Raw genomic sequence first — 10,777 nt, forward strand, 5'->3', positions numbered from 1 at the left:
AGACCAAGCGTTAAATTTTGCCTGCGGCAAAAACACCTCACCAGTCTGTCGCTTACGCGACAGCCAGCCTCTCCTTACCAAGGAGAGGCAGCAGCGGCAGCTGCGGTGAGGTGTCTCGCTGCCGTGAGACGCGCCAGACATGCCTGTCCCTTTAGCTCATATAAAACCATACACTCCAGTCGGTGAGCGGAATATCCTACGGATATGTTGGCGAACCGACACCACAGACAGCGAAGCCTGCGGATACGCTGGCGAAGCCGTCATACCATAAAAAAACAGCCCCGTTTTTACACGGGGCTGAAATTTCTCAAACGGTATTTTATTTACCGTCAGAATTTAGAACAGATAGGTGTAGAACAATGCCGTCGTCGTCGAGTCAGTCGTGTCAACTCCCAGTACATCTTTGCTGTTCTCGATACCTACGCCGACAGTGCCCACCTTGGCAAAGCCCGGAGTCCACAACAGGTTTATACCCAGAGTGGTGTTATCATTGCCCTTGACGAGTTTGTCATCGTCGTCCAGAGTAGTGTTGCTGCCCACTGTTCTTATATAATCACCATCTTCATTCTTCACAACCTTACTGCCCTTGGCCCAGTTAATGTAGCCCTGCACTTGAAACTCACTGTAAACATAATCAGCAGCCAAACCAAAGCCGTGATAGGCTTGCAGATTTGATTCCACCGCGTCACCGACATCATTGCCTTTGTTGTCAAACGCCTGATAATCGATCTTGCCACCCCAGTTGTAAACATAAGTGCCAGCGACTTCCAGAGCGTCGGTTACCTTGTAAACATAGCCCAGCGCGGTTTCCGCCGGAATGAAATCATTATAACCAGAGCCGCCATTGGTCTTAGTCTTGGTCTTACTACCACCACTAGTTCGGGTTAAGGTTATATCGCCACCAACAAACTTACGCTCCGTGCCGAGGGTCTGACCCACCACTAGAGTTTGGTTGGCGTCGATAGCCTTAGCCACGCCAAGACCCAGCGTCAGATAAGTGTCATATTTGGCAGACGATTCAGTAACTACTTTAACACCGCTAAGGTTGTCTTTTACGGTCTCTTTAGAATTGCTGGCCGGAGAGTTAATGCCCAGATTGACGCCGCCGATGAGCCCGCCGATAGTCGGGAGATCGAAATCTCTGGCCACGGACAGATTGAGAGCGTAACCGGTAGCGCTGTATGCCTTGGTGTCTGTCTGCTGTAACGTGGATTTATTGTGGTCGGTCCACTCTTTGAGTATTGTACTTGGTTCGTCGAGCGCGCCTACGCCAGTGTTCAGACCAACTGTATACCAGTAATCCGAAATAGAGTCAGTGTAGGAAAACCACAGGCCTTCCAGACCGGAGTCAGTATACGTGAATTTCTCACTATCACTCGCTTTCCATCCCGAAACGTCGGCGGTTTTGCCCAGCAGAGAAAACCCCGCGTCGATCCTCTTTTCATTTTTCCACACAGCCGGAATCGCCGGATTGTCCTGCAGTCCCAGACCGCCTACGCCGTCCAGCACCGTGGCCAGACCGAATGCCGCTAAAATTGTTGCCGCAATTATAACTTTCTTCATTGAAATACCTCCCGTAATTTTTTTTGAAAATACTGTTTGCCTAACCGTGAATTATCCTAGAATTTTGTGCGCGCATCACCACCTTTTAAATTACAAAATCAACTCTGACTTACCCGCAACTCATTTACGGGACTAAAATTAGCATTTTCCACCGGTCAAGTCAACACATATTTTTAACCGAAAATACCCGAAATATTAACCAAAGGTATTCTCGACGCGACCGGCTTTTCGTTTAACGCTACCACACTGGCGGCAAGTTTATGTCTGGCGGAAATGGGGCTGGTAGCATAAAATCAGGCAACAAACCAGAAAGGAATAGGATGCCTGAAAATAAAAACAAGGCTTTTATCAAAACAAAAATTGGCAAAGTTGATAATTGGTCAATAGCACAAGCCAAAAAAGTTGGTATTGATATTGAGGGATATGACCATGAAGTAACATCTGATTTTTATGAACATATAGAAAAACATAAAAATGTTCAGGAAGAAAACAATCGTGGAAACATAGCCATCACAGATGAAGATATAAGAAAAATACCAGAAATTATTGAACAGGTTGATTATGGAGTATTTGGTTTTAGGAGGGATAACGAATATAGAATCATTTATGCAAAGCATTTTAAGGACGGCACCTCTCTTTATTTTGAGGAAATATTATCTGGCAAGAAAAACAAAACTTTACGAGGTAAAACATTATATAAACGGCGTGGGAGAATAGACAAAAGCAATATACTAATCTGCGTGGCAGAAATAAAAATCAGGAAAGCCTCTATTCGTACAGTTGAGCATGCGTGCCAACTGCCGCCACAAAGAGCAAAGAATTATTTTCCAGAATTTTGTAATGTATCCTTAAATCTCCACCCGCGCTAATTGAGAAAAATCCTTCCCACTCGCCGCGCAAGGCATGGTTGCGGAGCTTCCTATTATTAGGCGTTGTGAGAAATAATTTTAACGCTTCATCAACACGTTTTTGTTCTTTAAGGCGGAGCTTGGCATACTGCTTGTCAAAAATTTTGTGAGTTTTGAACTTCATTTTCCGGCTTTTAGCCCATCCAAATGGGTAAAAAAATCTTTTTTGGAGCTAAAGGTTTGAATATTATTTTCATTCAATATATCTTCGTTAATTTGACTGGCTAATCCAGCAGAATTATCCAGTATGATTTTTGGCGCCCTGGCTGCCTGCTTGGCAACCATTACAATGAATGAATTAAGCGAAAGTCCTAGCCGCTCTGCGGCAGACCGTATTTCGTTTTTGGTGGCAAAATCGGTTTTTATACTCATACTCGCGGTATTCATGCTGCCATTCTCCTATCATTTTGGCTGTTATATTAACCATTATAACACAACTATGGGGCTATACAATACAGCCAAGCCGCTACGGCGGGCTAACATCCGCCAGGCGCACAAACTCCTCGATGCTCAAAGTCTCGCCGCGGCGGTTGAGATCAAGGCCGGTTTCGCGCTCGAGTTTGGCCAGCATAGCCGCCGTGTAATGCGTGTACGGCGACTGCTTCAGCGTATTGCGCAGAGTTTTGCGCCGTCCCCAAAAAGCGCCGCGCACAATATTGAAAAATCTTTTTTCGGAAAGCGGCCGGTATTTCAGCTCCGGCCGCACATCCAGCCGGATCAGCGCGCTGTCCACCCGCGGCCGGGGGTGAAAACATTCCGGCGGCACAATACGTACCAGACGCGCGTCGGCATAATAACGCAAAAAAACCGTCAGCGAGCCGTAAGCGCCGCTACGCGGCGCGGCGCAAATACGCTCGGCGACTTCTTTTTGTACCATGAGGATCACCGCGGAGAGCCGCGCGCGATATTCCAGCAGTTTTTCCAGGATCGGCGTCGTAATATAGTAGGGAATATTGGCGATAATTTTAAATCGTCCGCGCGCGCCATTAAAAATATTTTCCGCTTCCCGCAAAAAATCGCCGCAGATCACGCGGACATTGGGGTAGGCCGCCGCGCGCGGCGCGTAGGCGGCGTAAAGATCGCGGTCGATCTCGATAGAGATCACCTGCCCTGCGTACGCCGCCAACTCTTCCGTCAGGACGCCCGTACCCATACCGATCTCTAAAACAGTGTCCTCCCGGGAAATTTCCGCAGCGGAAATTATCTCCCCCAAAATATTTTCAGCGGTCAAAAAATTTTGACCGAAACGCTTTTTGGCGCGGGGCAGTTCAGCGGCCACGATTTTTTACCAGCAGTCTGGCCAGCCTGACCGCCGCGGCCAGCGAGCCGGTATCAGCCGCGCCCCGGCCAGCGATATCGTAAGCTGTGCCGTGCGCGACCGAAGTACGAATGATCGGCAGACCGATGGTGACATTGACCGCGCGGTCTAAAGCCAGCATTTTGAGCGGGATCAAGCCCTGATCGTGATATTGCGCAATTATCAGATCATAAGCGCGCCGCTGCACAAAAAGCGTGTCGGCGGGCAGCGGCCCCTGAATATTTATCTGGCGCGCCTGAAATTCCCTGACCACCGGCGCGATAATTTTCTGCTCCTCGCGGCCAAAAATTCCGTTCTCGCCGGCATGGGGATTCAGACCGCAGACCGCAACGCGCGACCGCGGCACGCCCAGATTGCGCATTGCTTCAAGGCCAAGCTCTATAGTATCCCGCAGTTTTTGTTTGGTCAGCAGTTTCGGCACCTGCCTGATACTTTTATGTATCGTCGTCAGCATTACGCACAGAGCCGGCGAATAAAAAAACATGCCGTGTTTTTTAGTTTTGGCCAGCTTAGCCAAAATTTCCGTCTGGCCGTCGTAGCGATAGCCCGCCAAATGCAGAGCTTCTTTATTTAATGGCGCGGTCACGATGGCGTCGAGACGTCCGGCCAGAGCGTCGCGCGCCGCAGCCGCCAAATATTTATACGCCGCGCGGCCATTTTCCGCGGTGACCCGCCCGCGGCCGTATTCGCTCAATTTGCCAAAAGGGTCGGTAATTGGATTTTTTAGGCCGCGCAAAGCCGCCGGATTGCCATAAACCACGCAGTCCCGATAACGGCCGGACTTGAGCAGCTTGACAATAATCTCCGCGCCGATGCCGTTGGGATCGCCCATAGTGATGCCGATGCGCATAGTGGCGGGATTATAACATTTTGGGAAGTATAAAAACGTCAAATCGAGGGTATACATTTAATATGCAACACCAAAATTATTTCACGCTGGTCTGGCTCGGTGAAAACCGCCGCAATTTTAACCTGTCTTACACTTTGACAGTGTTGAGTCTGGGTTTGCTGGCTGTTTTGTTCGGGTTGTCGCTCCTGATCTGGCGCGGACTGGATATTTCCGCGCTGGACGCTTACCAAAAAACTCACGCGGACAATCAACTGCTACAGGCCAAAACTTATCTGCTTTACCAAAAAAACCGCGCGCTGGCCAGGCACAATGCGGAGCTGACGCAGGAAATTAAACTGCTGGAGGCGCTGATCAGCGCGGAAAATGAAAATATTTTTCATCTAAACTCCAATTATAAAAACGTCGCGCTGGAAGAGACCACTTTTGGCTGGCGGGTAATTCAATACAAATTGAAGATCGGCGAGCGCACGCTGTGCGAGTACTCGGCCGACCGGCTGCGCCCCAGGGAACATCTGGCCCTGAAAGAAAAACTGGAATTGGTGCAGAAAAATATTGAAAAGCTGGTGCAGAGCAAACAATTTACGCCCAGCATCAAGATCACCGAGCTGGCCGACAAAGAATATATTGGGCTGGCCGGAGATCTGGTCGTGCTGTCCGTATCCAAAAAAGAAGCTCTGAACGCGCAGATCGACGGCCGCGAGATCGCCGAGCGTTACAAAAAAACTCTGCTCCAAGAGCTGAAAATCGCCAAAGAAAATAAGCTCCTGCAGGAAACGCCGCTGCTGGGCAGCGTCAAAACCGTCCGGACAAACAGCAGTCTGGAAAATATCTTTCAGCAGCTGGATTTCTGCCAGAAATTCAACCAAAATATTTTAGCCCAAAACAACACGCTAATCGCCGGCATTTACAGCAAGGCTATGGATTTCAAAAACAATTATGCGCGCACGCCGTCGATCTATCCGCTGCGCAATATTGAGATCTCTTCGCCTTACGGCTACCGCGTTCACCCCGTCACCAACGCAACGTCGATCCATTACGGCCTGGACATGGTCGCGGTGCCCGGCACCAAAGTTTTGGCCACCGCAGACGGCCGCGTAACTTACACCGGCTGGATCGGCGGCTACGGCATCGCGGTGCAGATCCATCACGGCCTGGGTATCAGTACGCTGTACGGCCACTGCGACTCCGTGCTGGTCCAAAAAGGCCAATACGTGCGCAAAGGCCAGCCGGTCGCTTTGAGCGGCAATTCGGGCTTGAGCAACGGGCCGCATCTGCATTATGAGATCCGCCGCTGGAATGTGGCGATCGACCCGACGCCGTATCTCAAGCGGGATATTTTTACCGCAAGCAAGGAGTGGTAAGAGGAAAATTTTGGCTTATTTATCGAACTTCACTAATTTCTCAAACGAGTCCGCCTTAAGCGCCGCGCCGCCGATGAGCGCGCCGTCGATATCCGGCTGCGCCATAAGTTCTTTGACATTTTCCGGCTTGACCGAGCCACCGTACTGAATACGAATATCCTGCGCGCTCCCGCCGAAAATTTCACTCAAGTATTTGCGAAGCAAAACATGGGCTGCGTTAGCCTGGGCTGGAGTGGCCGTTTGGCCGGTGCCGATCGCCCAGACCGGTTCATAAGCGATAACGATCTTGCTGTGATTTTCGGCGTTCAGGCCCTGTAAGCCACCGCGGATCTGCGTGGACAACACCTGCTCCACCTGACCGGCCTCGCGTTCCTGCAAAGTCTCACCCACGCAAACGATCGGGATCAGCCCGGCGGCAAAAGCCGCCAGAATTTTCTTATTGATCGTCTGGTCGGTCTCGCCGAAATACTGCCGCCGCTCGGAATGTCCGATGATGACATAATCGCAGCCCAGCACTTTGAGCATCTCGCCGGAAATCTCGCCGGTGAACGCGCCGGATCCTGCCCAGAAAAGGTCTTGCGCGCCGACTTTGATATTGGTGCCCTTGGTGCGGGCGGTCGCAACATTGAGCGAAGTGAACGGCGGGCAGATCACGATATCCACCCCGGCGACACCGCTCAATAAAGGCGTGATCTCGTCAATAAAAGTCAGCGTCTCCAGATGATTTTTGTTGAGTTTCCAATTGCCGGCCATGATCGGTTTGCGCATAAGATTCTCCCGCTGTTTGTTTTTCACTGAAATTACCGCGTATTTTCTAACATTTTTCAGTCTAAATGGCAACGCGGTTTTGCCGCAGAAAACTCGCCGCGGCGTTGTTATTTAGCCAGCGGCATAATGCCTAACGGAACATCGGTTTTATTCAGCTTTAATTCTTTGCGTATGCCGTCGGCGTTGAGCGTCATCAGATAGCGTGTCTTGACGCCCAGCGCGTCCGCCGCCAGATAGACATTTTGGCTCATCGCGCCGACCAAAATATTGTCCATCTCCGGCCGTTTATTCGCGGCAGTGTCCGCCACGAAAACCAGAATAACGTCGGACTTTCGCACAAAATCATCCGGCGTAATCCCGGCTTTGACATTCTTTTCAGTCAGCTCGACCAGCGCGTGTTTCTGCCAGTCATAGAGGAACGCGCCGTCATTTTTCACGGCGTAGACTTTGACATGCGGCGGGCGCCCCATGCCCACCGGCACAGTCCAGCCGCTGCCGTTTCTATTCCGGCCGGTAGCCGCCCACAATATAGTCGCCAGTTCGCCGTCCGGCACCGCGCCAGCCGGAAAGCTATTCCGTAAACCGGAAGCTCTTTTTTCCAAAAGTGTAAAAATACCCGCGCCGCCAGAAGCCGGCGGTTTAGGAAGCTGCGTTTCAGCGCCAGCCGCGGCCAAAAACACCAGCAAAAATAACCAACAAAATCTACGCATAATATCCTCCTTAAATTTCTTTGCGAACTTTAGCCCGTATACTATTTTAGTCCGTATACTATATAATTCTACCCCTTATGAATATTATCATCAACGCTGACGATTTTGGCATCAGCGCAACAATTTGGTAATAAATCATATTCATGTAAGAAAATATTTGACCTACATATCCTGTTTGTCTGTATGGCGCTGGGGCCGGATATACCGATTTTCTGACAATTACATTATAATCTCGGACTGATGAATATTATTATCAACGCTGACGATTTTGGCATCAGCGCGGAGGCCAATCAAGCCATTGCCGCCCTGCATAAAAAAGGAGCGCTTTCCTCGGCCACGCTGCTGGTCGATCTGCTTTACGCCAAAGACGCCGCGGAGATCGCCAAAAAACAAAATCTGCCGGTCGGGCTGCATTTCAATCTGACGCTGGGGCCGCTGGCCAAATACAAAGGCCGCGCGGACTTTGAGCGGCAGCTGCTGCTCGGGCGGGTAAGCCTGAAATTTATCAAAGCCGAATTAGACCGCCAGTATCAAAAAATGCGGGGATTTGGTCTGACGCCGACGCACCTTGACAGCCACCAGCATGTGCACAATTGGCCGCAAATTTTTCCGGTCTTTGCCCGTTTTGCGCGGGATAAAAAAATCCCGCTGCGCCTGACTCTGGAAAAGCCCGTTTTTAATAAATATGACAAAATTCAAATCGGCGATTTTCAGCATCTCTGGCGCAAAATAATCGCCCTGTTTTTCGGCGGCTTAAATTTTTTGACCGCCAAATTGCTGCGCGCGCAGACCAGCCGCGCGCTGGTCTCGATTTTCGCACTCTGGCCGCGCGCCGCCCAGCCGGAACTAAAACATTTGCGCCTGCTGCTGAATAAACTAAAAGACGGCGCCGAGTACATGTGCCACCCTCTCGTCAAGGCGGAAAACACGCCGACCGCCATCACGGAAATTTCCGTACGCGAATACGCGTTAATGACAAACCCGGAATTTTTCGCTATGCTTTTCAATAAGTTTCATTTGATTAATTTCGGAGAATTGTAATGGCAAAATTTTTGGTTACTGGCGGCGCCGGATTCATCGGTTCCAATCTGGTCAAAGCTCTGCTGGCCAGCGGTGACAGAGTGCGTGTTATGGACAATCTTTCCACCGGCCGCTTGAGCAATATCGAGCCGCTGCTAGGGCAAATAGATTTTCAGCAAACTGATCTGGCCGATCTGGACGCCTGCCGGCAGGCGGTCGACGGCGTGGATTATATCCTGCATCACGGCGCGATACCGTCCGTGCCGCGTTCGGTCGATGATCCGCTCAAAACGAACAACGCCAACATTAACGGCACGCTCAATCTGCTTTTGGCCGCGCGTGACGCTAAAGTCAAACGGCTGATCTACGCCGCGTCGTCCTCAGCCTATGGAGATTCGCCGGTCATGCCCAAAGTCGAAACTATGGAAAACCGCCCCAAATCACCTTACGCTATTCAGAAACTGGTCGGCGAGATGTACTGTCAAAATTTCAGCGCGCTGTACGGTCTGGAAACGATCTGTCTGCGTTATTTCAATGTTTTCGGGCCGCAGCAAGACCCCGGTTCCGTTTATTCTGCCGTGATACCGCTTTTCATCAAAGCTATACTGCGTGACGAGAGTCCGACAATTTTCGGCGACGGCCTGACTTCGCGGGATTTTACCTATGTGGATAACAATGTGCAGTCCAATCTGCTAGCCTGCGCCGCGCCTAAGTCTGCGGCTGGCGAGATCATCAACATCGCTTGCGGCTACGAGATTTCCCTCAAGCAATTGGCGGAAAAGATCAATCAGCAGCTCGGGAAAAATATCAAACCGCTGTACGCGGCGGAGCGCGCCGGCGACGTCAAACATTCGCTGGCCGACATCCGCAAAGCGGAAAAACTGCTCGGCTACAAACCACTGGTGTCTTTTGACACTGGTCTGGCTAAAACCATCGAGTTTTACAGGAATGACTAAAATTCTGCGCATTATAGCCAGGCTAAACATCGGCGGGCCGGCTATTCATGTGACCAATCTCAATTATTATCTCGATCGGGATTACGATTATAAATCACTGCTCGTCTACGGCTCGCTGGCCGCGGGCGAAGGCTCCATGGAATATCTGGCCAAAGCCAAAAAACTAAAAACTATCCTGCTGCCGGAACTGGGACGAGAAATAAGCTGGCGAAAAGACTTAAAAACTCTCTGGCAATTGTATAAAATTATCCGCCGTGAAAAACCGGACATTGTGCACACGCATACCGCCAAGGCTGGCGCGGTCGGCCGTCTCGCCGCCAAATTGGCCGGCGTAAAAAAGATCTACCATACTTTTCACGGCCATGTTTTTCACAGTTATTTTGGCGGATTGAAAACCCGGCTTTTTATGCTCCTCGAAAAAATTTTGGCGCGTTTCACAACTAAAATTATCGCCATCTCGGAAAAACAAAAAGCCGACCTTATTGCTTACGGTATTGCTCCGCCGGGCAAAATCGCGGTCATTCGGCTGGGGTTTGAGCTAAATAAATTACAGCCCGCTAAAAATTATTGGCGCCGCAAATATAAACTGACGCCGCAGACGATTTTGCTCGGCATAGTCGGCCGTCTGACCGCCGTCAAAGATCACGAATATTTTTTGGCGATCGCGCGGGAAATCTGCCGCCAAACCGACCAAGTCCGCTTTATCATTATCGGCGGCGGTGAACTGCGTGAACAGCTGGAAAATTCAGCCCGGGACAAAGGCCTGCGGGGCAAAGTATTTTTTGCGGGCTTTTTAAACGACGCGCGTAAAATTTACAGCGACTTAGACATTGTCGTTTTAACTTCGCGCAATGAAGGCACGCCGGTCACGCTTATCGAAGCTATGGCCTGCGGCAAACCAGCGGTCAGCACGAACGTCGGCGGCGTGGCGGATATTATCGAAGACAACCGTACCGGCTGTCTCGCGCCGCAGGGCCAGCCAAAAATTTTCGCCCAAAAGATCTTACGGCTGTGCCGGAACAAAACGTTAAGAAAAAATATCGGCCAGCGGGCGAAAAAGAAAATTTTGGAACTGTATACTGTAGAAAAACTGGCTGGAGAGCTAAACAATTTATATAAAAATTCTTAATCTTTTTTGTTGATTATTTTATCGATAAGCGTTTCCTCTAAATTTCTCCGGCTGTCCAAAACCAGCACGATCACAACTTGTCCCGCTTTGATCCGATAATAAATCTTCCAGGGCGCTTCAACCAGCTCATAAATGTCGGTAATTCCGATACTTTCCAGTTCCGCGGAAACTTTGCCTCTAAAAGGGAATACTGC

Annotated in this window: 13 protein-coding genes; 5 read left to right on the forward strand and 8 right to left on the reverse strand. The window is 50.2% G+C overall.

Annotated elements, in window-relative coordinates:
* Window positions 1-336: 336 nt before the first annotated feature.
* Entirely contained in the window at window positions 337-1,563 is a 1,227-nt protein-coding gene (locus LBJ25_06265; GenBank protein ID MDR1453557.1) for a hypothetical protein, read from the reverse strand.
* A gap of 260 nt (window positions 1,564-1,823) precedes the next feature.
* On the opposite strand from LBJ25_06265, the gene LBJ25_06270 reads away from it, so the two are divergent.
* Window positions 1,824-2,432 carry a hypothetical protein gene (locus tag LBJ25_06270; protein ID MDR1453558.1) on the forward strand — a complete coding sequence of 203 codons (609 nt, stop codon included), beginning with the start codon at window positions 1,824-1,826 and terminating at the stop codon, window positions 2,430-2,432.
* On the opposite strand, the gene LBJ25_06275 is transcribed toward LBJ25_06270, so the two are convergent.
* The 4 genes from LBJ25_06275 to pdxA form a co-directional block, all read right to left on the reverse strand.
* On the reverse strand, window positions 2,332-2,595 hold the full coding sequence (locus LBJ25_06275; GenBank protein MDR1453559.1) for a type II toxin-antitoxin system mRNA interferase toxin, RelE/StbE family: 264 nt from the start codon (window positions 2,593-2,595) through the stop codon (window positions 2,332-2,334). The genes LBJ25_06270 and LBJ25_06275 overlap by 101 nt on opposite strands.
* A complete protein-coding gene (locus LBJ25_06280; protein ID MDR1453560.1) occupies window positions 2,592-2,843 on the reverse strand; it encodes a DUF1778 domain-containing protein in 252 nt (83 codons plus the stop codon). Before LBJ25_06280 ends, LBJ25_06275 begins: the two co-directional genes overlap by 4 nt.
* 94 nt (window positions 2,844-2,937) lie before the next feature.
* On the reverse strand, window positions 2,938-3,750 hold the full coding sequence (gene rsmA / locus LBJ25_06285) for a 16S rRNA (adenine(1518)-N(6)/adenine(1519)-N(6))-dimethyltransferase RsmA (GenBank protein MDR1453561.1): 813 nt from the start codon (window positions 3,748-3,750) through the stop codon (window positions 2,938-2,940).
* A complete protein-coding gene (gene pdxA, locus LBJ25_06290) occupies window positions 3,740-4,639 on the reverse strand; it encodes a 4-hydroxythreonine-4-phosphate dehydrogenase PdxA (protein ID MDR1453562.1) in 900 nt (299 codons plus the stop codon). Before pdxA ends, rsmA begins: the two co-directional genes overlap by 11 nt.
* Window positions 4,640-4,701: 62 nt before the next feature.
* Here pdxA and LBJ25_06295 point away from each other — a divergent pair, with 62 nt between their 5' ends.
* Window positions 4,702-6,000, forward strand: a complete 1,299-nt coding sequence (locus LBJ25_06295; protein MDR1453563.1) for a M23 family metallopeptidase — start codon at window positions 4,702-4,704, stop codon at window positions 5,998-6,000.
* A gap of 15 nt (window positions 6,001-6,015) precedes the next feature.
* Here the strand turns inward: LBJ25_06295 and tpiA are convergent, their stop codons facing one another.
* The gene (tpiA, locus tag LBJ25_06300; GenBank protein ID MDR1453564.1) at window positions 6,016-6,768 is read right to left on the reverse strand and encodes a triose-phosphate isomerase; all 753 of its coding nucleotides are present in this window, start codon (window positions 6,766-6,768) and stop codon (window positions 6,016-6,018) included.
* A 107-nt stretch (window positions 6,769-6,875) separates the two neighbouring features.
* Window positions 6,876-7,478, reverse strand: coding sequence for a nitroreductase family protein (locus LBJ25_06305; GenBank protein MDR1453565.1), 603 nt, complete (start codon window positions 7,476-7,478; stop codon window positions 6,876-6,878).
* A 240-nt stretch (window positions 7,479-7,718) separates the two neighbouring features.
* Here LBJ25_06305 and LBJ25_06310 point away from each other — a divergent pair, with 240 nt between their 5' ends.
* From LBJ25_06310 to LBJ25_06320, 3 genes are read left to right on the forward strand one after another with little or no spacing between them, the layout of a single operon-like run.
* Complete coding sequence (locus LBJ25_06310) at window positions 7,719-8,519, forward strand: ChbG/HpnK family deacetylase (GenBank protein MDR1453566.1); 801 nt, start codon at window positions 7,719-7,721, stop codon at window positions 8,517-8,519.
* Window positions 8,519-9,454, forward strand: a complete 936-nt coding sequence (locus LBJ25_06315; GenBank protein MDR1453567.1) for an SDR family oxidoreductase — start codon at window positions 8,519-8,521, stop codon at window positions 9,452-9,454. Before LBJ25_06310 ends, LBJ25_06315 begins: the two co-directional genes overlap by 1 nt.
* Entirely contained in the window at window positions 9,447-10,583 is a 1,137-nt protein-coding gene (locus LBJ25_06320; protein MDR1453568.1) for a glycosyltransferase family 4 protein, read from the forward strand. The genes LBJ25_06315 and LBJ25_06320 overlap by 8 nt, the downstream gene beginning before the upstream one ends.
* Here LBJ25_06320 and LBJ25_06325 read toward each other — a convergent pair.
* The coding region (locus tag LBJ25_06325) for a type II toxin-antitoxin system RelE/ParE family toxin (GenBank protein ID MDR1453569.1) at window positions 10,580-10,777 on the reverse strand (198 nt) is incomplete at its 5' end. The two genes, LBJ25_06320 and LBJ25_06325, sit on opposite strands and share 4 nt — an antisense overlap.

The organism is Candidatus Margulisiibacteriota bacterium, assembly GCA_031268855.1.
Classification (GTDB): Bacteria; Margulisbacteria; Termititenacia; order Termititenacales; family Termititenacaceae; genus Termititenax.

Bases quoted from the DNA above. Each gene is read 5' to 3' on its own strand.
- LBJ25_06320 (MDR1453568.1), top strand. From the start codon at position 9,447: ATGACTAAAATTCTGCGCATTATAGCCAGGCTAAACATCGGCGGGCCG.
- LBJ25_06295 (MDR1453563.1), top strand. From the start codon at position 4,702: ATGCAACACCAAAATTATTTCACGCTGGTCTGGCTCGGTGAAAACCGC.
- pdxA (MDR1453562.1), bottom strand. From the start codon at position 4,639: ATGCGCATCGGCATCACTATGGGCGATCCCAACGGCATCGGCGCGGAG.
- LBJ25_06265 (MDR1453557.1), bottom strand. From the start codon at position 1,563: ATGAAGAAAGTTATAATTGCGGCAACAATTTTAGCGGCATTCGGTCTG.
- tpiA (MDR1453564.1), bottom strand. From the start codon at position 6,768: ATGCGCAAACCGATCATGGCCGGCAATTGGAAACTCAACAAAAATCAT.
- LBJ25_06315 (MDR1453567.1), top strand. From the start codon at position 8,519: ATGGCAAAATTTTTGGTTACTGGCGGCGCCGGATTCATCGGTTCCAAT.
- LBJ25_06280 (MDR1453560.1), bottom strand. From the start codon at position 2,843: ATGAGTATAAAAACCGATTTTGCCACCAAAAACGAAATACGGTCTGCC.
- LBJ25_06270 (MDR1453558.1), top strand. From the start codon at position 1,824: ATGTCTGGCGGAAATGGGGCTGGTAGCATAAAATCAGGCAACAAACCA.
- LBJ25_06275 (MDR1453559.1), bottom strand. From the start codon at position 2,595: ATGAAGTTCAAAACTCACAAAATTTTTGACAAGCAGTATGCCAAGCTC.
- LBJ25_06305 (MDR1453565.1), bottom strand. From the start codon at position 7,478: ATGCGTAGATTTTGTTGGTTATTTTTGCTGGTGTTTTTGGCCGCGGCT.
- LBJ25_06310 (MDR1453566.1), top strand. From the start codon at position 7,719: ATGAATATTATTATCAACGCTGACGATTTTGGCATCAGCGCGGAGGCC.